Annotated in this window: 20 protein-coding genes and 3 tRNA genes; 9 read left to right on the top strand and 14 right to left on the bottom strand. The window is 57.2% G+C overall.

What is annotated here, in order from left to right; translation table 11 throughout:
* Positions 1–24 precede the first annotated feature (24 nt).
* The 3 genes from amiB to nnr are packed head-to-tail and all read right to left on the bottom strand — an operon-like array spanning position 25 to position 3,676.
* Entirely contained in the window at positions 25–1,686 is a 1,662-nt protein-coding gene (amiB, locus tag F3I47_RS19560; protein ID WP_150030245.1) for an N-acetylmuramoyl-L-alanine amidase AmiB, read from the bottom strand.
* Positions 1,683–2,159 (bottom strand): tRNA (adenosine(37)-N6)-threonylcarbamoyltransferase complex ATPase subunit type 1 TsaE, encoded by a 477-nt coding sequence (tsaE, locus tag F3I47_RS19555; RefSeq protein ID WP_150030246.1) that lies wholly within the window; start codon positions 2,157–2,159, stop codon positions 1,683–1,685. The genes amiB and tsaE overlap by 4 nt, the downstream gene beginning before the upstream one ends.
* Positions 2,156–3,676, bottom strand: a complete 1,521-nt coding sequence (gene nnr / locus F3I47_RS19550; protein ID WP_150030247.1) for a bifunctional ADP-dependent NAD(P)H-hydrate dehydratase/NAD(P)H-hydrate epimerase — start codon at positions 3,674–3,676, stop codon at positions 2,156–2,158. Before nnr ends, tsaE begins: the two co-directional genes overlap by 4 nt.
* Between nnr and queG the strand changes: the two genes are divergently transcribed.
* A complete protein-coding gene (gene queG, locus F3I47_RS19545) occupies positions 3,675–4,814 on the top strand; it encodes a tRNA epoxyqueuosine(34) reductase QueG (protein ID WP_046102615.1) in 1,140 nt (379 codons plus the stop codon). The genes nnr and queG overlap by 2 nt on opposite strands.
* A gap of 350 nt (positions 4,815–5,164) precedes the next feature.
* On the opposite strand, the gene F3I47_RS19540 is transcribed toward queG, so the two are convergent.
* From F3I47_RS19540 to orn, 4 genes are all read right to left on the bottom strand, one after another.
* Positions 5,165–5,240 (bottom strand) — tRNA-Gly (locus F3I47_RS19540).
* 25 nt (positions 5,241–5,265) lie between these two features.
* Positions 5,266–5,341 (bottom strand) — tRNA-Gly (locus F3I47_RS19535).
* A gap of 24 nt (positions 5,342–5,365) precedes the next feature.
* Positions 5,366–5,441, bottom strand: a tRNA-Gly gene (locus F3I47_RS19530).
* A 154-nt stretch (positions 5,442–5,595) separates the two neighbouring features.
* Positions 5,596–6,144 carry an oligoribonuclease gene (orn, locus tag F3I47_RS19525; protein ID WP_009087476.1) on the bottom strand — a complete coding sequence of 183 codons (549 nt, stop codon included), beginning with the start codon at positions 6,142–6,144 and terminating at the stop codon, positions 5,596–5,598.
* 101 nt (positions 6,145–6,245) lie between these two features.
* Here orn and rsgA point away from each other — a divergent pair, with 101 nt between their 5' ends.
* The 3 genes from rsgA to mscM all read left to right on the top strand — a co-directional run bounded on the left by rsgA (position 6,246) and on the right by mscM (position 11,712).
* Positions 6,246–7,295 carry a small ribosomal subunit biogenesis GTPase RsgA gene (gene rsgA / locus F3I47_RS19520; protein ID WP_150030248.1) on the top strand — a complete coding sequence of 350 codons (1,050 nt, stop codon included), beginning with the start codon at positions 6,246–6,248 and terminating at the stop codon, positions 7,293–7,295.
* Positions 7,296–7,465: 170 nt separating this feature from the next.
* Positions 7,466–8,365, top strand: a complete 900-nt coding sequence (gene asd / locus F3I47_RS19515; RefSeq protein WP_009087480.1) for an archaetidylserine decarboxylase — start codon at positions 7,466–7,468, stop codon at positions 8,363–8,365.
* 14 nt (positions 8,366–8,379) lie between these two features.
* Complete coding sequence (gene mscM / locus F3I47_RS19510; protein ID WP_150030249.1) at positions 8,380–11,712, top strand: miniconductance mechanosensitive channel MscM; 3,333 nt, start codon at positions 8,380–8,382, stop codon at positions 11,710–11,712.
* A 287-nt stretch (positions 11,713–11,999) separates the two neighbouring features.
* Here mscM and mdh read toward each other — a convergent pair whose 3' ends face one another.
* Positions 12,000–12,938 (bottom strand): malate dehydrogenase, encoded by a 939-nt coding sequence (gene mdh, locus F3I47_RS19505; RefSeq protein ID WP_009087483.1) that lies wholly within the window; start codon positions 12,936–12,938, stop codon positions 12,000–12,002.
* A gap of 428 nt (positions 12,939–13,366) precedes the next feature.
* Here mdh and argR point away from each other — a divergent pair, with 428 nt between their 5' ends.
* The 4 genes from argR (at position 13,367) to yhcN (F3I47_RS19485) (ending at position 15,302) form a co-directional block, all read left to right on the top strand.
* Positions 13,367–13,837: a transcriptional regulator ArgR gene (gene argR / locus F3I47_RS19500; protein WP_009087485.1), complete on the top strand. Its 471-nt coding sequence runs from the start codon at positions 13,367–13,369 to the stop codon at positions 13,835–13,837.
* 508 nt (positions 13,838–14,345) lie between these two features.
* Positions 14,346–14,609, top strand: a complete 264-nt coding sequence (gene yhcN, locus F3I47_RS19495; protein WP_150030250.1) for a peroxide/acid stress response protein YhcN — start codon at positions 14,346–14,348, stop codon at positions 14,607–14,609.
* Positions 14,610–14,683: 74 nt separating this feature from the next.
* On the top strand, positions 14,684–14,947 hold the full coding sequence (locus F3I47_RS19490; RefSeq protein ID WP_009087488.1) for a YdgH/BhsA/McbA-like domain containing protein: 264 nt from the start codon (positions 14,684–14,686) through the stop codon (positions 14,945–14,947).
* A gap of 91 nt (positions 14,948–15,038) precedes the next feature.
* A complete protein-coding gene (gene yhcN / locus F3I47_RS19485; protein WP_150030251.1) occupies positions 15,039–15,302 on the top strand; it encodes a peroxide/acid stress response protein YhcN in 264 nt (87 codons plus the stop codon).
* A gap of 53 nt (positions 15,303–15,355) precedes the next feature.
* Here the strand turns inward: yhcN (F3I47_RS19485) and F3I47_RS19480 are convergent, their stop codons facing one another.
* The 5 genes from F3I47_RS19480 to aaeX form a co-directional block, all read right to left on the bottom strand.
* Positions 15,356–15,625 carry a barstar family protein gene (locus F3I47_RS19480; protein WP_150030252.1) on the bottom strand — a complete coding sequence of 90 codons (270 nt, stop codon included), beginning with the start codon at positions 15,623–15,625 and terminating at the stop codon, positions 15,356–15,358.
* Positions 15,626–15,680: 55 nt separating this feature from the next.
* Positions 15,681–17,132 (bottom strand): NAD-dependent succinate-semialdehyde dehydrogenase, encoded by a 1,452-nt coding sequence (locus tag F3I47_RS19475; protein WP_150030253.1) that lies wholly within the window; start codon positions 17,130–17,132, stop codon positions 15,681–15,683.
* 113 nt (positions 17,133–17,245) lie between these two features.
* Positions 17,246–19,198, bottom strand: a complete 1,953-nt coding sequence (aaeB, locus tag F3I47_RS19470) for a p-hydroxybenzoic acid efflux pump subunit AaeB (RefSeq protein WP_009087497.1) — start codon at positions 19,196–19,198, stop codon at positions 17,246–17,248.
* Between the two features lie 9 nt (positions 19,199–19,207).
* Complete coding sequence (gene aaeA / locus F3I47_RS19465; protein WP_009087499.1) at positions 19,208–20,140, bottom strand: p-hydroxybenzoic acid efflux pump subunit AaeA; 933 nt, start codon at positions 20,138–20,140, stop codon at positions 19,208–19,210.
* Between the two features lie 7 nt (positions 20,141–20,147).
* On the bottom strand, positions 20,148–20,351 hold the full coding sequence (gene aaeX, locus F3I47_RS19460; protein WP_009087501.1) for a p-hydroxybenzoic acid efflux pump operon protein AaeX: 204 nt from the start codon (positions 20,349–20,351) through the stop codon (positions 20,148–20,150).
* A 232-nt stretch (positions 20,352–20,583) separates the two neighbouring features.
* On the opposite strand from aaeX, the gene aaeR reads away from it, so the two are divergent.
* Positions 20,584–21,501 carry an HTH-type transcriptional activator AaeR gene (gene aaeR / locus F3I47_RS19455; protein ID WP_150030254.1) on the top strand — a complete coding sequence of 306 codons (918 nt, stop codon included), beginning with the start codon at positions 20,584–20,586 and terminating at the stop codon, positions 21,499–21,501.
* 33 nt (positions 21,502–21,534) lie between these two features.
* On the opposite strand, the gene tldD is transcribed toward aaeR, so the two are convergent.
* Positions 21,535–22,980 (bottom strand): metalloprotease TldD, encoded by a 1,446-nt coding sequence (tldD, locus tag F3I47_RS19450; protein WP_009087505.1) that lies wholly within the window; start codon positions 22,978–22,980, stop codon positions 21,535–21,537.
* Between the last annotated feature and the right edge of the window lie 43 nt (positions 22,981–23,023).

The following is a 23,023-nucleotide window of genomic DNA, read 5'->3' as shown; positions in this document are numbered from 1 at the left end:
CCCGGCGCGTAGCCGGGCGAACAATCAGGATGCAGGGATTTTCAGGTTCTGCCCCAACATTACGTTGGTCGACTTCAGATTGTTGGTCTGCATTATCGCTTTTGGACTGACGCCATAGTGTGCGGCGATACCGGTCAGGGAATCCCCGACGACCACTTTGTGCCGCACAACACCCCGGGCGCGGGTCGTGCGGCTGGCCGTGGCACTGGCGGGCACCTTCAGCCGCTGTCCGACCCAGACCACATCCCGCTTCAGCGTATTCAGCTCACGCAGCGTCGCCATGCTGACGCCATACTTCGCGGCAATACCGGAAAGCGTCTCACCGCGCGTCACCGTATGACGCTGCGTTGCCCCGGTATATTGCGTCACCCCGGTCGCCGGGTTGCTGGCGACGCTAACCGCCGGCGACGAGCCCAGCGGCCGGTTTTCCTCCTTTGGGATGGATTGCAGCGGGTGCGCCAGGAAATAAGTGCGCAGACCTTTGTAGATCGACTGCGCAATCTTATCCTGGTGTGCGCTACTGCCAAGCAGTCGCTCCTCCGAGGAATTACTGATGAAGCCGGTTTCCACCAGCAGAGAAGGAATGTCAGGTGAACGCAGCACGCCCAGGCTGGCATGTTCAGGCAGCCGTTTATGCAGCGAGGTGACGCCGCGCAGCTGCTGCAACACTTTCTGCGCGATGTCATACCCGACGCGCTGCGAGTGACCAAACTGCAGGTCCAGCACCGCCTGGCTGAGGTAGGGATCCGCCTGGCTGTTAGCCAGCAGGTCGCCTGCGCCGCCCAGCAGCTCAGACTGTTTCTCTTTCTGCTCCAGCCAGTTAGCCATCTCGTTATTGGCACGGCGGTTGGATAAGACCCAGACCGATGCACCGGTGGCTGCGTGGCTCGGTGCCGCATCCGCATGGATTGACACCAGCACGTTCGCATTGGCTTTACGCGCCACGTCAGAACGGCCCATCACCGAGATAAAATAGTCTCCATCGCGGGTCAGAACGCCTTTGAACATCGGATCGTTGTTCAGCAGCACCCGCAGTTTACGCGCAATCGCGATAGTGACGTTCTTCTCCTGCAGCCCGCGCTGTCCGATGGCGCCCGGGTCCTGACCGCCATGCCCGGCGTCAATCGCCACAATCACCGTGTCGTTGTGGCTGACCGTCGCGCCAGGGCGTACCGTGCTGGCGGAACTGCTCACTGAGGTAACCGGATTGGCGTTAAACGGATTGGCAGCGGCACTCTGGATGGGCGCTCGCGGCGGGGCTGTCACCGGAGCGGGTGCACTGCGCGTCACCGCCGGCGCTTTACCGGTAATCGTGAAGACCACGCTGTAGCTGTTGCCATTGCGCTGGGTAACCGCACGGGTTTTCCCCGCCTGCGTCAGCTCAAACACCAGCCGCACGCTCTGTTTATCTTTCGGGGTACTGGTCCGAATCCGCTTTACGATATTTTCCCCGCTGAAGTTCAGCGGCAGTCCCTGAACCACGCCGCTCTGGCGCACATCAAGCACCACACGATCGGGATTGCGCAGCGGGAAGAAGCCGTAAACAGGCTGTCCGGCAAAGTTCAGGGTAATGGTGGCCTGGCTGTCGCCGTTAGCCACTTTAATATCGGACAACGTGGCGGCAAACAGCGGCGTACAGACCAGCAGCAGCAGTGTCACCAGCGCGATTTTCATCCGTGACATCATGCCTGATCCCTGCCCTGATCAACGTATTCAATCCATTGCTGTCCGGCTGCGGATTGTGCCGTCAGCTCCGCTTCCCGCGCCTCACCCACATAGCGCAGCGTCAGTGTGACATCGGGCGACGGCAGAAAACCAGCGCCCTGCTGCGGCCATTCGACCAGACAGATTGCCTCGCCGCTGAAATAGTCGCGGATCCCCATGAACTCCAGCTCTTCGGGATCGGCCAGGCGGTAGAGGTCAAAATGATAAAGGGTGCGATCACCCAGCGCATAAGGCTCCACCAGCGTGTAAGTGGGGCTTTTAACGTTGCCCTGATGGCCGAGCGCCTGAAGAAAGCCGCGGCTGAAGGTGGTTTTACCCGCCCCCAGATCGCCATAGAGATAAATCACTGCCGCGCTGCCACAGGCGCGCGCCAGCTGAGCGCCCAAACTGAGCGTAGCCGCCTCATCGGGCAAAGAGATAACACAGGTCTTCATGCTTCTTTATTCATCTCAGGATTAACAAACTGCCACAGTAGATCCAGTAAATCTGTTGCCAGCATACCGCGCGTGCCGCGTTGTGCCGCCACCGCATCGGCTGCGGCACCATGCGCCACACAGCCAGCGCAGGCCGCCCCGAACAGCGGCAGTTGCTGACCCATCAGCGAGGCGATGATGCCACTCAACAGGTCGCCCATACCGCCGGAGGCCATACCGGCATTGCCTACATCAGCAAAGGCCATTTCGCCCTGCTCACTGGCAATAATCGTACCGGCACCTTTCAGTACCACTACGCCACCATATTGCTGCGCCAGTATCTGCGCTGCATGTAAGCGGTCACTCTCAATTTCACTGGTCTCGATATTCAGCAAACGTGCCGCTTCGCCAGGATGCGGCGTAATGATGCGATTCTGACGTTTCTCCGCACTGATTGCCAGCAGGTTAAGTGCATCTGCGTCCCAAAGCATCGGCTTTTCACTGCCTGCCACTGCTTTCAGCGCCTGCTTACCCCACTCGCGCTGTCCTAATCCAGGCCCGACCGCGATGACATCGGCCCACTCCAGCGCCTCTTTCAGGCGTTTATCGGTCAGTTCATCGACCATCACTTCGGGGCGGGCTGTCAGGATTGGGATAATGTTATCTTTGTGAGTGAGTACTCGCACCAATCCGCTGCCGGTGCGCAACGCGGCCTCAGCCGTCATGCGCACTGCCCCGGCCGTTCCGGCATCGCCCCCGACGACCAGCAGACGGCCATGGTTGCCTTTATGCGAGGTGGGTTTGCGCGGCTTGAGCCAGCGGGTCAGTGCGCTGGCATCATAACGCGCCATCGGCGCGGTTTCTCCCGCAAGAAACGTCGCCATGCCAAGGTCGGCATAATAGAGCGTGCCGATAACGTCGCGGGCTTTGCCGGTAAGCTGGCCCGGCTTCAGCGCCACGACGCTCAGGGTATGTGTGGCGTTAATCACCTCACCGGGCGTCGTGCCGTTTCGCGCGGATAAGCCGGACGGCATGTCGATGGCGAGGATCGGTGCCGCGTGGGCGTTTGCCTGCTGAATCAGCGTGGCGTAGGGTTCCGCAGGCGCGCGCTGTGTGCCGGTACCCAGCAGCGCATCGATAATCACATCCACCTGCTCTGGCCAGGCCGCACCAGCCGCATGGATCTCGCCGCCCGCATCCAGCCAGGCGTCCCGGGCGCGCTGCGCCTCTTCCGGTAACGCTTTTTCACTGTCACACGCCAGCAGCGTGATGGTTTTACCCGCCGCCTGCCCCAGTCGGGCCAGCACATACCCATCCCCGCCGTTGTTACCGTGGCCGCACAAGATCAGCCAGTGGCGGGCGTCAGGCCAGTGCCGGTTCAGATGCTCATAGGCGGCCTGCCCGGCGCGCAGCATCAGTTCATAGAGGGTAATGCCAAGGGCATCGGCTCCCTGCTGCTCAAGCTGCGCCACCGCCTGCGCAGACCAGACAGAATATGGTAAACTGCGGTCGTTTCTCTTCGAATCCTGGTCACTCATGTCATACCCTCTCGATCTTCATCAGTTCGCACAACAGATTAAACAGTGGGGATTAGATCTCGGCTTTCAGCAGGTCGGCATCACCGATACCGATCTCAGTGCGGAAGAGCCGCGCCTGCAGGCGTGGCTGGAGAAGCAGTATCATGGCGAGATGGAGTGGATGGCGCGACATGGCATGATGCGGGCGCGTCCGCATGAACTGCTTCCCGGCACGCTGCGCGTCATCAGCGTTCGCATGAACTACCTTCCGGCCAAAGCCGCCTTTGCCAGCACGCTGAAAAATCCCCGACTGGGCTATGTCAGCCGTTATGCATTAGGCCGCGATTACCACAAAGTATTGCGCAATCGCCTGAAAAAGCTCGGAGAAATGATCCAGCAGCATTGCAGCGAGCTTAACTTCCGGCCCTTTGTGGACTCGGCCCCGCTGCTTGAGCGACCGCTGGCAGCTAAAGCAGGACTGGGCTGGACCGGCAAACATTCGCTGATTCTGAATCGTGAAGCTGGCTCGTGGTTTTTCCTCGGCGAGTTGCTGATCGATATACCCCTGCCGATTGATACGCCGCAGCAGGAGCAGTGTGGCCGCTGTGTCGCCTGCATGACCATCTGCCCGACCAGCGCTATCGTTGAGCCTTACGTCGTGGATGCCCGGCGCTGTATTTCCTATCTTACTATCGAGCTGGAAGGGGCGATCCCGGAAGCGTTTCGCCCGCTGATGGGCAACCGGATTTATGGCTGTGATGACTGCCAGTTGATCTGTCCGTGGAATCGTTACGGGCAACTCAGCGATGAAAGCGACTTCTCTCCCCGCGCGGCCCTGCATGCACCGGAGCTTATCGATCTGTTTCAGTGGGATGAGGCGAAGTTTTTGCGTATCACCGAAGGCTCGGCGATTCGACGGATTGGTCATTTGCGCTGGCTGCGTAATATTGCGGTAGCGCTGGGTAATGCGCCCTGGTCAGCGGATATTGTGCCAGTACTGGAACAGCGGCTCGGAGAGAGTGAACTGCTGGATGAACATATTCTGTGGGCGGTCGCCTGTCAGCAGCAGAAACGCCAGCAACTCGTCGTGGACGTACAGCCTGCTCAGCAGAAACGTCTGGTGCGTGCCGTTGAAAAAGGTTTACCCCGTGATGCGTGATTAACCAGCCAGCCGGCAGTTTATCGTTTTCCACACGCTGTGAATAAAAATAAAAAGCTGTTGTCATTCAACTGCAATAACGGGCGTTTCACGCTGGAATAACAAATTGAAATATCCTCATAATCATAAATATCAACAACTTAAGAAAAAGTTGTGTTTATTTAATAATGAGTCTACCGCTTCGTTTTAACGATAAAGCTGTGGATAACTCTGTTCAGAAACATTTTACAGATCGCCGTAAAAGGCGCAGACGATGGGGTGCCGTGCTGTGGATAACCTTAGGCTGACAATCAAAATCAGACGACGATAAACCGTCGGATAACTGATCACAATGAGGTTGATGTTAAATCTGGAGCGGGAAACGAGACTCGAACTCGCGACCCCGACCTTGGCAAGGTCGTGCTCTACCAACTGAGCTATTCCCGCATAGAAGGGCACTGCTAAACAAAACTGGAGCGGGAAACGAGACTCGAACTCGCGACCCCGACCTTGGCAAGGTCGTGCTCTACCAACTGAGCTATTCCCGCAAAGAGGGTACTGCTGATTAAAACTGGAGCGGGAAACGAGACTCGAACTCGCGACCCCGACCTTGGCAAGGTCGTGCTCTACCAACTGAGCTATTCCCGCGCCTTGTACCGACACTAAATTCTTCACCGGTACGGGGTGCGCATTATACGAGAAATCGTTGCTGCTGCAAGCGTCTGAAAGCAGAATTTTTCGTTTTCAGCGCGTTTGCCGATTAAATCGGCAACCTGGCGATTTCATGCGCACCCTTCGCGGATTAAAGCTGCAAAAAGTGTTCGCGGTAGTAAGCGAGCTCCGCCACTGACTCGCGGATATCATCCAGCGCCTGGTGTGTGCCGCCTTTTTTGAAGCCTGGCAGGATAGAGGGTTTCCAGCGGCGGGCCAGCTCTTTCAGGGTGCTGACATCCAGATAGCGATAGTGGAAGTACGCCTCCAGCTCAGGCATGTACTTAAACAGGAAGCGGCGATCCTGCCCGATGCTGTTGCCGCAGATAGGCGAGGTGTTCGCCGGCACCCACTGCTTCAGAAATTCCAGGGTGGCCAGCTCAGCCGCGCGATCGTCAATCGTGCTCGCCTTCACCCGCTCAACCAGACCGCTGTTGGTATGGGTGCGGACATTCCACTCATCCATCAGCGCCAGCTGCGCGTCAGACTGATGAACCGCGATAACCGGCCCTTCCGCCAGAATGTTCAGGTTGGCATCAGTCACCAGGGTCGCAATCTCAATAATACGGTCGTGAGCCGGATCAAGCCCGGTCATCTCAAGATCAATCCAGATCAGGTTCTGTTCATTTCCAGTAGCCATGCTGTTTCCTGCGGTTGCTATAGTCGTCATTCACAATGAATAAGGTGTATCATAGACGTTTTGCCCAGCCGGGCGAAATCTGGCTAATGCTGTGAGGGTGAGTGAGTAAAAATAAACTGTCGAAGGGCCAACAACGCCGCGTAAGCGCTAACCACGATCGCCGTCTCAATCAGCGTAAAGATCGCCCGGAAGCGGACGACAACCTGTTTGGGGAAGCCGCAGATGGGGTTGTTGTCAGCCGTTTCGGCATGCACGCTGACGTTGAGGATAGCGCAGGCGTTGCCCACCGCTGCAATATCCGCCGCACGATCCGTTCGCTGGTGACCGGCGATCGGGTGCTGTGGCGTCCGGCAACCAGCGGCGGCAAAGGGATTGTGGAAGCGGTGCATGAACGCACCAGCGTACTGACCCGTCCCGATTTTTATGACGGTGTGAAGCCGATGGCGGCCAACATCGATCAGATCATTATTGTCTCTGCGATCCTGCCGGAGCTGTCGCTTAACATCATCGATCGCTATCTGGTGGCCAGCGAGACCCTGGAGATCGAGCCGCTACTGGTCCTCAACAAAACCGATCTGCTGGATGAGCGCGCGCGCGCCGTGGTCGATGAGCAGATGGATATCTACCGTGCGATTGGCTATCGCGTAGTGATGGTCTCCAGCCGGGCGAAAAATGGCCTGGACGATCTCGAAGCCGCCTTAACCGATCGCGTCAGTATCTTTGCCGGTCAGTCCGGCGTCGGCAAGTCGAGCCTGCTGAACGCCCTGCTCGGCTTCGACAAAGAAGAGCAGCTCGCGATTCTGACCAACGAGGTGTCAGACGGCTCCGGCTTAGGTCAGCACACCACCACCGCCTCACGGCTCTATCACTTCCCGCACGGCGGGGATGTTATCGACTCACCCGGCGTGCGCGAGTTCGGCTTATGGCATCTGGAGCCGGAACAGATTACCCGCGGATTTGTCGAATTTCGCGCCTTTCTGGGTGCATGCAAATTCCGCGACTGCAAACATGGCAGCGACCCGGGCTGTGCGATTCGCGAAGCGGTGGAAGCCGGTAAAATTCATCGCTCCCGTTTCGACAACTACCACCGTATCCTGGAGAGCATGGCGCAGGTAAAAACGCGTAAAAATTTCCCTGACGGTGAGAGTTAACCGGTATAACCGCGTGATCCGGTCTGACCAGAAGATTTTGCGAGGTGCCTTCCATTCGGCGACCCAGACCGTGCAGCATGCGCGGAATCAGGTATAGTCGCCATCAGAACGGGGCACTGCTACAATCCGCTTCCTTTTTTTCAACGTCATAAAATAGCCAGGAGGCTAAGGTGTTTGATCGTTTAAAACTCGGCTTGAATCATATTCTCCCGAAGAAATGGCTGACTGAACTCGCCGGTTGGGGCGCCAGTCGCCGCGGTGGTTGGTTGACCAAACTGGTCATTGACATCTTTGTCTGGTTTTACAAAGTCGACATGGCGGAAGCACGAAAGCCCGACACCGCCAGCTATCGGACGTTTAATGACTTTTTCGTGCGTCCGCTGAAAGAAGATGCGCGTCCGGTGGATGCTGACGCCAGCCTGATCGCCCTGCCCGCAGATGGCGCTATCAGCCAGCTCGGCCACATCGACGGTGACCAGATTTTCCAGGCCAAAGGTCATCACTACTCGCTTGAAGCACTGCTGGCGGGTGATGAGCGAATGGCGGCCCGGTTTGTGGAGGGCGAATTCGTCACGACCTATCTGGCCCCGCGTGATTATCACCGCGTTCATATGCCGTGCAACGGTATCCTGCGTGAGATGATCTATGTGCCTGGCGATCTCTACTCGGTCAATCCGCTGACCGCGCGTAACATCCCGAATCTGTTCGCCCGTAACGAACGCGTCATCTGCTACTTTGAAACCGATATCGGGCCGATGGTGCAGATCCTGGTGGGCGCCACTATTGTTGGCAGTATCGAAACCGTCTGGGCAGGCACGATTACGCCACCGCGTGAAGGCGTAATTAAGCGCTGGCACTATCCGGCAGCGGATGATGAAGGCGCCGTGGTCCTGCTGAAAGGTCAGGAGATGGGTCGCTTCAAACTCGGCTCTACCGTCATCAACCTGTTCGCACCGGGCCGCGTTAAACTGGCTGAAAGCCTGGAAGCGGAAAGTAAAACCCGTCTGGGACAACCGCTGGCCCTGGCGCTGCCGGTCGCGACAGACCTCTCCGACGTCATCGTCGACTAAATTGAGTGTCCTCCGTGCGTTCGATTCTCCTCCTGCTGCTGAGCCTCTGGCTCAGCAGCCCGGCCTTTGCGGCCAGCCTTCCTGACGCCAGCCAGCTCAAACAGCAGCTGGAAGAGATAAAATCGGCCAAAAGCTCGCCCGCGCAGGCAGAGCAGATCCAGTCGATTGAAGCCGCCCTGAATTTCCTCTCTGAACGTGATGACTCCCTGGAGCGCGCAGCGCAGTATCAGCAGGTCATTGATGATTTTCCGCGTCTGGCGCGGGAGCTGCGTCAGCAGATCGCCACGCTCAGCGACAGCGGAAAAACAGTGCGCAGTAATATGAGCAGCGCCGAACTGGATCAGGAGATCCTGCAGGTCAGCAGTCAGCTTCTGGAAGAGGGGCGGCAGGCGCGCCAGGAGCAGGATCGGGCGCGGGAAATCAGTGATTCGCTGTCGCAACTGCCGCAGCAGCAGACGGATGCCCGCCGGGCGATGACGGAGAGTGAGCGTCGTCTGCAGAGTGCCAGCAACAGCAGCTCGCCGCAGGGGCAGCTTCAGCTGGCGGCTCGCCAGGCGGAAAATGCGGCGAATAAAGCACTCGTCGATGAGCTTGACCTGGCACAACTCTCTGCCAATAACCGTCAGGAACTGGCGCGGATGCGGGCGGAAGCCCATCAGCGTAAAGCAACGCAGCTGGATAACTACCTGCAGGCGCTGCGCAATCAACTCAATGACCAGCGGCAACGCGAAGCCGAAGTTGCGCTGGCCCGCACCGAGCAGCTGGCAGAAAACAGCGGTGATTTGCCGCAGGATATCAGCGATCAGTTCCGGGTTAACCGTGAACTCTCTGTCGCCCTGAATCAGCAGGCGCAGCGGATGGATCTGGTTGCGTCGCAACAGCGTCTCGCCACTAACCAGATCATTCAGGTTCGTCAGGCTCTCTCGACGCTGCGTGAGCAGTCGCAGTGGCTGGGTGCCTCTAACCTGCTGGGTGAAGCGCTGCGGGCGCAGGTTGCCCGGCTGCCCGAGATGCCAAAGTCCCAGCAGATTGACAGCGAGATGGCGCAACTTCGCGTGCAGCGTCTCTACTACGAAGATCTGATGGCGCAGCAGGAAACCCTGCGTAAGGGGCATCAGGCCAATGGTCAGCCCTTTACCGCCGAGCAGAAGCGTATCCTCGATGCGCAGCTCCGCACCCAGCGTGAACTGCTCAATTCGCTGATCTCCGGCTGTGACACGCTGATTCTGGAGATCACCAAGCTGAAGGTCGGCAATACTCAGCTTCAGGATGCGCTCAGTGAAGTCAAAGATGCGACGCACCGCTATCTCTTCTGGACCGCCGACGTCAGCCCGATTGGGTTAAGCTATCCGCTGGACCTGGCGAGAGATCTTTCCCGGCTGCTGTCGCTGGATACGCTGGGTCAGCTTGGGAAAGCGATAGCAATGATGTTTACCAGTCGCAACACGGTGCTGCCAATTATTGGTGCGCTGCTGCTGGTTGGCTTCAGTATCAGCTCGCGACGCCACTTCAATGCTTTTCTGGATCGTTCTGCCAGCAAAGTCGGCAAAGTGACACAGGATCGCTTCCGTCTGACCATCCGCACCGTGTTCTGGTCGATTCTGGTGGCGCTGCCGCTGCCGGTGTTGTGGGGTACGCTGGGGTATGGCCTGCAGAACGCCTGGCCCTACCCTATCGCAGTGGCGATTGGTGATGGCATTACCGCCACGCTGCCGCTGCTGTGGGCATTCATGATCAGCGCCGCCTTTGCCCGCCCCAACGGACTGTTCATCGTCCATTTCCGCTGGCCGCAGAACCGGGTCGCGCGCGCCATGCGCTACTACTCGCTGAGTATCGGGCTGATTGTGCCGCTGATCATGTTGCTTATCGCGTTTGGTAATCTTGAAGACCGGAAGTTCTCAGCATCGCTGGGCCGCCTCTGTTTCATCCTGATCTGCGGGGCCATCAGCATCGTCACCGTCAGCCTGAAGCGTTCCGGCATCCCGCTCTATCTCGATAAAGAGGGGAACGGCGATAACATAGTGAACCGGATGCTCTGGAACATGATGATCGCCATGCCGCTGATGGCAGCCCTCGCCTCTGCCGTAGGGTATCTGGCGACCGCGCAGGCGCTGCTGGCTCGTCTGGAAACCTCAGTCGCTATCTGGTTCCTGCTGCTGGTCATCTATCACATCATCCGCCGCTGGATGCTGATTCAGCGGCGGCGTCTGGGCTTTGATCGCGCTCGTCAGCGCCGTGCCGATATGCTGGCGAACCGGGCGCGCAGTGAAGAAGAGAAAGAGCAAGGTAACCAGAACACCGACGCGATTGAAGTTGAGGAGCCGGTGATCGACCTGGATGCGATCAGTGCGCAGTCGCTGCGGCTGGTGCGCTCCCTTCTGACATTGATCGCCCTGGTCTCGGTGATTGTCCTGTGGTCCGAAATTCACTCGGCCTTCGGCTTCCTGGAGAATATCCAGCTGTGGGATGTCAGTACCTCCGTGCAGGGCGTGGAGTCGATTCAGCCGATTACCCTGGGGTCGGTACTGATTGCTATTCTGGTGTTTATCATCACGACTCAGCTGGTGCGCAACATGCCAGCCCTGCTCGAGCTGGCGCTGTTACAGCATCTTAATCTGACGCCGGGCACCGGCTACGCCATCACCACACTGACCAAATATCTGCTGCTGCTGATTGGCGGACTCATTGGTTTCTCCATGATCGGCATCGAGTGGTCGAAGCTGCAGTGGCTGGTTGCCGCATTAGGTGTGGGACTGGGGTTTGGTTTGCAGGAGATTTTTGCCAACTTTATCTCAGGCCTGATCATCCTGTTTGAAAAACCGATTCGTATTGGCGACACCGTGACGATTCGCGACCTGACCGGCAGCATTACGCGGATCAACACCCGTGCCACCACCATTACCGACTGGGACCGTAAAGAGATTATCGTGCCGAACAAGGCCTTTATCACCGAACAGTTTATTAACTGGTCGCTTTCCGATTCCGTTACGCGTGTGGTGCTTACCATCCCGGCCCCGGCCAAAGTGAGCAGCGAACAGGTCACCACCATCCTGACGCAGGCGGCGGAACGCTGCAGTTATGTGCTGGATACACCGCAGCCGGAAGCCTTCCTGGTCGATTTGCAGCAGGGGATTCAGCTGTTTGAACTCCGGGTGCATGCCGCGGAGATGGGACATCGTATGCCCCTGCGTCACGAGCTGCATCAGCTCATCCTGCGTGGATTTGAGCAGCACGGTATTGAGATGCCGTTCCCGCCGTTCCAGATGCGCATGGAGACCCTGGGTAAGAAGCTGCCTGCCAGTAACGGGACACCGGCGGCCCGTGCCTATAAATCGGGTGGCCTGTAAGAGAGCATGCCTGGCAGAGTCGGGGACGTGAAGTTAAGCTGATAAAGTGTGCGCAGGGTGAATTTAACCGCGACGAATAAACCTGAAGCGAGGGGAACACGGTCAGAAGAGGAAAGCGTCCCGCACCAAGGATGGTGCGGGCCGAGCGTGTCATGGATGACGGCTTTTGCGTCTTTCCGATCTGACCGTGTTCCCCGCGCAGGCACCCTCTCACAGCCAGATGAACCCGAATTTGTCACAAACAAAACGCCCGGCTTTCGCCGGGCGTTTTCAGTCAGCGACGTCTGCTACTGCTTAACGAACGCCTCTCCCTGTTCGATATCTTTCTTCAGGGTTTCCAGCATGCCTGACAGCGCCTGCTGCTCATACGCACTGAGTGTGCCGATCGGCTTGCGTTCAGCAATCCCGTTTTTACCCAGCAGCAGCGGCTGTGAGAAGAAGCGCGCATGTTCGCCCTCACCTTCCACATAGGCACACTCTACCACGTTCGCTTCGCCATTGAGCGCGCGTACCAGTGACAGCCCGAAACGCGCAGCTGCCTGCCCCATCGACAGCGTGGCCGAACCGCCACCGGCTTTGGCTTCCACGACCTCGGTGCCAGCGTTCTGAATACGTTTGGTCAGATCCGCCACCTCCTGATCGCTGAAGCTCACTCCTTTGACCTGAGAGAGCAGCGGCAGAATGGTCACGCCAGAGTGGCCGCCAATCACCGGCACTTCAACCTGGTCAGGCTGCTTGCCTTTCAGCGCCGCGACAAAAGTATTGGCGCGAATGATATCCAGCGTGGTGACGCCAAACAGACGGTTCTTATCGTAGACGCCATGCTTTTTCAGCACTTCCGCCGCGATAGCAACGGTGGTGTTGACGGGGTTAGTGATCACCCCGATCAGGGCTTTTGGCGCGGTTGCCGCCACCTGTTCTATCAGGTTACGGACGATACCGGCGTTAACATTAAACAGGTCCGCACGATCCATACCGGGTTTACGTGCGACACCTGCTGAAATCAGTACCACGTCGGCACCTTTCAGGGCTGGCGTCGCGTCTTCTCCGCTGAACCCTTCAATAGTGACGGCTGTGGGAATATGGCTGAGATCAACGGCAACACCCGGTGTCACCGGGGCGATGTCATACAGTGAGAGTGCTGAACCTGCCGGAAGCTGGGTTTTGAGCAGAAGTGCGAGCGCCTGGCCTATGCCGCCAGCGGCACCGAGAACGGCAACTTTCATTCTTGACTCCTTATTAAGGTGGGGCAGAGATGGGCCGAAATTCTATCTGTGTCAGACCTTAATCAACTGCTCAGGCGATAATGATAATCCGCTGTTAATTCTACGTGTTTTCACACTTAATCGCCGGATTCAAAAGTTACTTATCATGTCGCCTGAATGACCGACAACCGTGCCGTCGTCAGACAGAGAACGGCTATGTTCGTTTTCTGTTACTACACCACCAATAGTATAACAACTTTGCAACCTTCGCCTTTCGGGGCTGTGACAGGGGTTTTGGTCTGAAGGGATTTATTTGCTATTATCGCCGCCCGCTAGCCGCCCGAACCCTGCTCATCAATCGACCGATTGCATAAAAATGCATTTAAATGCATAATCACCACTCTGCCGCGGGCGGATGCGCGGTTATTCTTTCTATTTATTGGTAACCTATGCGAAACCCATCGAAACAAGACGATCTGATCAAGGCTTTCAAGGCCTTATTAAAAGAAGAAAAATTCAGTTCCCAGGGCGAAATTGTTCAGGCGCTTCAGGATGAGGGCTTTGAAAATATCAACCAGTCCAAAGTCTCGCGGATGCTGACCAAGTTTGGCGCAGTGCGCACCCGTAATGCCAAAATGGAAATGGTCTATTGCCTGCCTGCCGAACTGGGTGTGCCGACGACCACCAGCCCGTTAAAAAACCTGGTGCTGGATATCGACTACAACGATGCGCTGGTGGTCATTCACACCAGTCCGGGCGCAGCGCAGCTGATTGCACGCCTGCTGGATTCATTAGGAAAGTCGGAAGGAATTCTTGGCACCATTGCCGGGGATGACACCATCTTTATTACCCGTGCGCGTGACTTCACGGTCAAGCAACTGCACAGCGCGATCCTCAACCTGTTTGAACAGGAACTCTGATCGCTGACTGGCGGCCGGCCATCCTGCGCCTGGTCGTCAGTTCATCTCTCTGCCCGCGCTTTCTCTGCGGTTTGCGCTTCTCCTCTTCCCGTTACGCGCTCCTCTCGTGACTGCCGTTCTGCGAGGCTTGCCCCCGCTTTCAGGCAGCAGGCTGGTGGTCAGATAGCGTCGTCTGCTTTACATTTTGCGCTATTTTACACTGCTTTACATCACTAATCCGACCGCATTGCCCGGATCCAGATCAAACACCAGCCCGATATACCACCTTCTTTCGCACGAAACGTTAAAGTCATTTATCCCCTTGTTTCTGCTGCTAAAACACGCTCAAAGCTCATTTTTCACCCTGTTTTTATAACGTCCGGTTATTAAAAGTAGCCATAAGGATAAAGAATCACAAAAAAACATTATTAGCGCGATATTAATTTCTGACGTTATTAGTCCTATACTTCTTTTCGTGATGCAAATCACACTAACTAAAAAGATAAAAACAGACGACGAGGAAAATTTCATGAACGTAAAAACTACCATCGCTGTTCTTAGCGTGCTCTCTGCCCTGTCATTCGGTGCTGTGGCAGCAGAATCTATCACCGCCTCTCAGGCACAGGATCTGCAGGCTGTCGGCACCATCAGTGTCAGCGGCGTAGCGGGCTCACCGATGGATATCCGACAGAAACTGAGCGACAAAGCCGATCAGCAGGGCGCAAAAGCCTATCGCGTCATCGAGGCTTACAACAACGGCAATTACCACGCGACCGCCGCGCTTTATAACTAAGGCGTCGCCTCACTCCGTCTGACGCGATAAGCCGCGTGCCGGAGAGCGTAAGCAGAATTTCAGGAGAGCAGAAAATGAAAACCAAACTTGCCATCGCTGCACTGAGCATCGCCCTGTTTTCAGCAGGTGCCAGTGCCGCCAGCCTGGTTTCCAATGAACAGGCGCAGGGTTTGCAGTCAATGAACCAGACCATCAGCATTGCGGGCCGTAACGGCGACCAGACGCATATCCGTCAGGTTCTGTCGGAGAAAGCGGATGCGCAGGGCGCAAGCCACTATCGCATCATCGAAAACAACCAGGACAACACCTGGCATGTGACCGCTGAGCTGTATAAATAATTCACTGTGATGACGCCTTGTGGCGTTGAAAATATCGACGACCCGCACCAATGATTAACCGCAGGTTGTTGAATGTAATGAGGAGACGAACATGAACATCAAAACAACCATCGCTACAGTCAGTCTGCTTTCCGCTATGGCTTTCGGCGCTTCCGCCGCGCAGCTGGTAACCGGCGATCAGACGCAGAACCTGCAGCCTGCGGGCACCGTAACCATCAGTGGTACTGCGGGCGCACCGATGGATTATCGCGCTGAATTGTCTCAGAAAGCCGATGAACAGGGTGCCAGCGCCTATAAAGTGATCGAGGCGCGCACCGGTGACAACTACCACATCACTGCACAGCTTTATAAGTAATTCCTCGTCACTATCATGACGAACCCTTTGGCCCCGCTCGCCGGGGCCTTTTTTCATCTGACGTTAAAGTGAAGCTGACCTTCCAGCTCCTCTTCAGCTTCATCAAAGAGTAAAATCAGGGCCCCATAACGCCGTCGCTGTCCTCTGCCCAGATTGATGAACTCAATCTCCAGCGGCATCGGGAGCAGATCCCCCGTCACCACATCCCATAACCCATCCAGATCGCAGATGCGACGCTCATCCAGCGCAAATCGCTCGCTGAACTGGCGGAAAAAATGGGCCTGGTCGACAATTTCATTAAAATCAAAATGCTCGGTTTTCATGCTGACGGCTCCCATGCTCCGTCTGCGGGCGACCTTCGCCGCCCGTGCCCTTCTGCTAGCCCAAACCGCCCAGATGCAGCGCTTTGACCTCCAGATACTCTTCCATGCCGAGTACCGAACCCTCACGGCCCAGACCCGACTCTTTAACGCCGCCAAAGGGTGCCAGCTCAGTTGAAACGGCACATTCGTTAATGCCGATCATGCCACTTTCCAGCGCCGCTGAAACGCGGAACACCCGCTGCAGATTCTGCGTGTAGAAGTAGGCGGCCAGGCCAAATGGCGTATCATTGGCGCGGCGGATCACCTCATCTTCATCATCGAAGCGGAAGCAGGCGGCAACCGGGCCAAAGGTCTCTTCCTGAGCGAGCTGCATCCCTTCGTGTGCTTCGGCGATCACGGTTGGCTGCCAGAAGTTGCCGCCCAGCGCATGGCGCTCGCCGCCGGCCAGCAGTTTGCCGCCTTTTGCCAGCGCGTCATTGACGTGCTGCTCCACTTTCTCCACCGCCGACGCTTCAATCAATGGCCCGACAATCACGCCCTCATCCAGACCATTACCCACCTTAAGCCTGTTCACCTCTGCGGCCAGCTGCGTAGTGAAACGATCGTAAACACGATTGTGGATGTAGAAACGGTTCACACTGACGCACACCTGACCCGCATTGCGGAATTTGTTCGCAATAGCACCCTGAACGGCGGCATCGATGTCGGCATCGTCAAAGACGATGTAAGGCGCGTTACCGCCCAGTTCCATGGACACTTTCTTCATGGTTTCGGCCGCATTGCGCATCAGCAGCTTGCCCACCTGGGTTGAACCGGTGAACGAAATCTTCCGCACCGCTTTGCTGGCCATAATGGCGTCGCTGATGGCATGGGTGTCACCCGCTACGGCGTTCAGCACGCCATCCGGGACGCCAGCCTGTTTCGCCAGGGCCAGCAGGGCAAAGGCGGAGAGTGGCGTGTTATTAGCGGGTTTAATGATCCCGGTACAGCCTGCGGCCAGTGCGGGCCCCAGCTTGCGGGTCAGCATCGCCATCGGGAAGTTCCACGGTGTGATGGCGGCCACAACGCCAATCGGTTCACGGGTGGCCAGGATGCGGGAACCCGCTTTGGCGGGCGGAATGATCTCGCCATTGGCTCGCTTCGCCTGTTCGGCAAACCACTGGATAAAACTGGCGGCATACTCCACTTCACCCTCCGCCTCTTTCAGCGGCTTACCCTGTTCCGTCGTCATCAGTTCGGCCAGCCAGCGTTTGTTCTCAATGATGAGCTGGTACCAGCGAGTGAGAATCTCAGCACGCGCTTTTGCCGTCTGCGCACGCCAGGCGGGAAAGGCGCGTTCTGCTGCGGCGATCGCCTGTTCCGTTTCAGCCTTGCCCGCTTTGGCGACCTGCGCAATGACCTCGCCGGTTGCCGGATTGGTTACGTCAAAGGTGGATGTCGCCGGGTGCCACTGGCCGTCTGCCAGATAGCCGGTCTGAAACAGCTCGCTCTGTTGCAGTGATGTCATTGATTCGCTCCTGTCAGTTTTACGCTTCCGTCTGAAGAGTATAGTTGGCAAAAGCGACAGGTTTTGTGACGGGCGGGGATTGCGCAGGCCGCTGCCGATCGCAGCGGCCAGATTCAGATTTGGATGAGCGTGTTCTGGTACTTATCCAGCATCACGGCCAGTCGTTTGACCGGTTCCGTAACGCTGACAGGCGCCTCGTAATGGACCAGTTTCTCCTGATAGAGGTCCAGCTCTTTCAACAGGCGTTCAAAATAGTAGCGTCGCTTGTCATCGCTGCTGGCAGAGATGACCCGGTCAGCGGTATAGCGCAGCTGCCGGTGATAAGCAGAGAGATCCGCGTTAATCGGAATGTCTGCGTCACGCAGCCGCTGATGACCGATAATCAGCGTCAGGGCAATACGATATTTATTGATATCACCCGGAAACAGGTTCAGCAGCAGAAACAGTTGCTGATAGAGGGCCGGCAGATGGTTTTCACGCCGACGCGCCTGATTAGTCGTCATGGCTGAAACCGCCGCATACATAAAGCGGTTCAGCAGCTTACGGCCGGTGCGGGCCTTCGATTTGTCTCGAATCAGCAGAATAACCATCATCGCCACAAAGCAGCCGATGACCTGGCCGAGCACATTGTCGAGAAAGACGTTGATGTGGAACTGCATCGGATTATCGAGAACCAGCACGTTAAGCGTGCCGATCAGCGCCCCCAGCGTGCCGAGCTGACGCCGCTGAATGAAGATGCCACCGATAAAGCCCAGCAGGCCGATGGCGATGCAGAGCAGCAGTGCGCTCTGCTGGGTCGAGGGGAGCACATACATAAAGTAGAGCGCGCCCAGCGGCACCGCAACCGTCATGCCGTAGAGAAAATCTTTTGCCATCATCAGTGGATTAGGCATCCGCATCGCCAGCGCAGTGATAACCGCCAGCATGACCATACAGCCGCTGCCCGACGTCCAGCCGGTGTAGAGCCAGAACAGAGAGCCCAGCGCGGTCGCCACAAAGGTGCGGATACCGTTGATCATCGCATGATGTGTTTCGGCGGAGCGCGCCTGAATCACCACCTCGCGCTGCAGGATCTCCTCCTCCAGCGACGTGATCCGGCTGTTACTTCGGATGCCTTTCAGCAGCAGCAGATATTCCGTCGCGGCACCCACCCAGCTACTCAGCGTCACCGGGGCCGTTTTGTCTCTGGCCCCCATCACCCGCCGCATCACCTTCATCCGCTTGTGCACCTCATCAACCGTCGTGGCGGGCTTTTCAATCATCAGGCGATACTGAGGGGGGATGTAGTCCGGACGCGAATTCTGGATCAGAAAGGTTTCGGCTGCCTGCGTAATCAGGGTCAGCGACAGGGTATTAAGCATCTGCAGCCGGCGGTTACTGTTCTTCCAGCGTGACGACTCCATCATCAGCTGGCTGCGCATGCTGTTAAGGGCGGTGGTGCGCCGGACCAGCGCGCTCCAGGCTTTATCGACCTCCTCTTTGTCACCGTGGGCGACGCAGAGCTGCAGCAGCTGATAGTGCGCCACCAGCAGCGAGTCGACCTCCGCGTCGATCACTTTTTTGATCGAGCGTGGTGAGAAGATCATGTCGGCCAGAATGGCACACAGAATGCCGAGCACGATTTCACTGCAGCGCTCGACCGCATATTGCGGCACCAGGGTCAGACCACCGCTGGCGTCAGCGGTCACCACGATAATCAGCGCGGTGTAGCCCGCCAGTCCCAGTGCGTAAGAGTTTTCAACTTTGATCAGCGAAGAGAGCCAGACGCAGAGCCCTGCCCAGATGCAGCACAGCAGCAGCATCACAACCGGCGCACGAACGGTGGCGATCATGATGGTCAGCGCGGCGATACAGCCGATAAAGGTCCCGATAATGCGCAAAACGCCACGATAGCGAAGCGCCCCCGAATAGGGATCGCCCCCCGCTGCAAACGCGGTGCCGCCCGCCACAATACCGGCAGTCATCACCGCCCAGCGCGGCGTTTCGAGGTTGAAGTGAAAGCCGACCATCAGCGCTAACACCAGCGCAAAGGTCAGTTTTACCGGGAACCGCAGGAACTCAATCATATCGCCCTCTTAACCAAACTCACGCAGGCGATTAAACAGGCGGACCATCGGTGAAACCTGCTCAGGCTGACGATCGGCCTGACCGGTAATGACCACGGTCGCCGTTGTCCCGGCCGGGAAGCGGTTGCCGGGCTGCTGATCCAGACGGATGCGCACCGGAACACGCTGCGCCAGACGGACCCACTCCAGGTTGGAATCGACCGTTGCCATGCCTTTACTGTCAACCGAGCTGCTGCTGTTAGTGACACCGGCCGCCACACTGTCTACGGTACCCCGCAGCACAATGTTGCTGCCAAGTGGCGTCACTTCCGCACGGAAGCCCTTCTCTACGCCATGCAGCTTGGTCTCTTCCAGATAGGCCAGCACATAGTAGGAGTGCTGCTGCACCAGGGCGACCGCCACAGAGCCGCGGGTAATGAACTCGCCCTGATAGACATTCAGGTTGGTGACCCAGCCATCGGAGGGCGCTTTCACGGTGGTGCGCTCCAGATCGATCTTCGCCAGATCGCGTGTCGCCACCGATTTCGCCAGCTGATGTTCGCTGGTCTGCAGATCGTTGTTGGACTGCTCAATCGCCTCGCGCGACATCGCCGAGGTGCCGAGCTGGTTACGGCGGCCGGCTTCGCGCCGCTTCTCACTCACCAGCGCCTGGTAATATTCCACGTCTGCCTGAGCCTGCTCGAGCGCCTTTTGATAGCGTGGACGGTCAACCACAAACAGCGTGTCGCCCTTCTTCACCAGCTGGTTGTCGTGCACCGGAACGTCGGTGATCAGGCCGGTCACGTCAGGTGAGATCGCCACTACGTCTGCCGCGAAGCGCGCATCACGCGTCCAGGGGGATTCGGTATAGAACACCCAGGCACGGAAGATGATAACTACAGCAATGATAACCAGCAGGAGTGTAATCGCGTAACGCGCGATTTTTCTTATGAGTGCTTTCACTTAAACCTCAGACTAATAAACGGGAGACAAGGTAAAACACACAGCAGTAAAGCGCTGTATTAAAAAGTGCCGGATGCCAGACAAGATCGTAAATACCGCTCGGCGTCAGCACACGTTTCACTAACCAGAACAGCATCAGTGAGAGAATAAGTTCGATGAATACGGGCGGAAACGAGAGCCCAAACATGACAAATACCGGAAGCACACTCATCAGAAATCCTTAGTTCAACCTTGCCGGGAGTCTCCTTTGCCTTTTCAGCTGTCACAGCAAACCCAGCTGACAGCGCGATACAAACCGCAGCTGGCTTAATAATAGCGTATCATCACAGGGCATCAGGCAATGAAGAGTCACCGGGAGATACCCCGGCGCGCTTATAATAACGCGCCTGACTATAAGTTTTCTACAGAATGTGATCTAAATCACTTTTAAGCCAGAGTAAATAATGGAACGACTGAAGGGCATGTCTGTCTTCGCCAAAGTGGTCGAACTTGGTTCGTTTACCGCGGCGGCGCGTCAGCTTCATCTGAGTGTCTCCTCAATCAGCCAGATCGTCGCGAAGCTGGAAGATACGTTACAGGTTAAGCTGCTGAATCGCAGTACCCGCAGTATCGGGCTCACCGAAGCGGGCAAAATCTACTATCAGGGCTGCCGCCGTATGCTGGCGGAAGCGACGCAGGTGCATGAACAGCTTTATGCGTTTAACAACACGCCCATTGGGGTGCTGCGTATCGGCAGCTCCTCGACCATGGCACAGAACGTGTTAGCGGGCATGACCAGCGATATGCTGCGCGACTATCCGGGGCTGAGCGTAAACCTGGTGACCGGCGTCCCCGCTCCGGACCTGATCGCGGACGGTCTGGACCTGGTGATTCGGGTCGGGGCCTTAAAAGATTCCAGCCTGTTTTCACGTCGCCTTGGCGCGATGCCGATGGTGGTGTGCGCCGCCAGGAGCTATCTGGCGCAGCATGGCACGCCGGAGAAACCGGGGGATATCGATAACTTTTCCTGGCTGGAATACAGCGTTCGGCCCGACAACAACTTCGAGCTGATTGCGCCAGAAGGCATCGTCACCCGGCTGGCACCGCAGGGACGGTTTGTCACCAATGATTCGCTGACGCTGTTACGCTGGCTGAAGTCCGGTAACGGCATCGCCTATGTGCCGATGATGTGGGTGATTGATGAGATCACCGCAGGTGAGGTCGATATTCTCTTTCCGCAATATCAGTCCGATCCGCGACCGGTCTATGCGCTCTATACCGAGAAGGATAAGTTGCCGCTCAAGGTACAGGTCTGTATCGACTATCTGACCGGCTATTTTGAGCAGGTAGCGGAACAGTATCAGATGCACCGCAAAAGCTGACAACCCGCCAGCGGGCGGGTTGTCGGGGTCACATCAGGCGGTGCCGCCGATGGTGAGTTTGTCCAGCTTCAGCGTTGGCTGACCGACACCGACCGGCAGGCTCTGCCCCTCTTTGCCGCAGACGCCCACGCCTTTATCCAGCGCCAGGTCATTCCCGACCATCGAGATCTGCTGCATCGCTTCAATACCGGAGCCGATCAGGGTTGCACCTTTAACCGGTTTGGTGATCTTGCCCTTCTCAATCAGATAGGCCTCTGAGGTGGAGAAGACAAACTTGCCGGAGGTGATATCCACCTGGCCGCCACCAAAGTTGGGCGCATAGATGCCATATTCAACGCTTTCGATGATGTCCTGCGGCGTTGATTTGCCTGCCAGCATATAGGTGTTGGTCATACGCGGCATGGGCAGATGCGCATAGGATTCGCGGCGACCGTTACCGGTCGGGCTGACGCCCATCAGTCGCGCATTCAGCTTGTCCTGCATATAGCCTTTCAGCACGCCATTCTCAATCAGCATGTTGTACTGACCCGGCACGCCTTCGTCATCGACCGCCAGTGAACCCCGCAGCCCTTCAAGGGTGCCGTCATCCACCACGGTGCAGAGTTCTGACGCGACCTGCTGACCGATTTTACCGCTGAACACGGAGGTGCCACGGCGATTGAAGTCGCCTTCCAGACCGTGCCCCACCGCTTCATGCAGCAGCACGCCAGGCCAGCCCGCGCCCAGCACCACCGGCAATGCGCCCGCCGGGGCCGCCACGGCAGAGAGATTAACCAGCGCCATGCGAACGGCTTCACGCGCCCAAGCGTCCGCACGCACTTCGCCATTCTCATCGGCCAGGAAAAACGCATAACCGGTGCGTGCACCGCCGCCGCTGGCGCCGCGCTCACGTTTACCCTGATCTTCCACCTGGACGCTGACAGAGAGACGCACCAGCGGACGGACATCCGCCGCCAGCGTGCCATCCGTCGCAGCCACCAGCACCTGCTCGTAAACGCCGGTCAGACTGGCATTGACCTCCTGCACGCGCGGGTCCGCCGCACGGGCCACCTGGTCAACGCGATGCAGCAGCGCAATTTTCTCTTCGCGCGTCAGGCTGTTTAGCGGATCGACCGCCGGGTAAAGCGAACGGTTCATGACGGCTGAAAGCGTATGTGCCTTGCCGTTGCCCTGTTCACGGACAATGCTGCGAGCGGCGTCAGAGGAGAGACGCAGCGCATTCAGCGTAATCTGGTCTGCATAGGCGAAGCCGGTTTTTTCACCGCTGACCGCGCGAACGCCCACGCCCTGGTCGATATGGTAAGAGCCATCTTTAATGATTTTGTCTTCCAGCACCCAGGATTCGTGGAAGCTGGACTGAAAATAGAGATCGGCATAATCCAGACGACGTTCTGAAAGCTGCCCTAACAGGGAAAATAGGTCCTGCTGATTAATGCCGTTAGCAGTCAGTAACTGCTCACTTACCAGGTTCAGAGTCATCGTTTCTCACTCATTATGTGCTCAGATAATCATAGCCTGCGGT

It is taken from the genome of Pantoea sp. M_10 (assembly GCF_008631515.1).
In the GTDB taxonomy this organism is placed as follows: Bacteria; Pseudomonadota; Gammaproteobacteria; order Enterobacterales; family Enterobacteriaceae; genus Pantoea; species Pantoea anthophila.
This window is presented reverse-complemented; position numbering and strand designations above follow the sequence as displayed.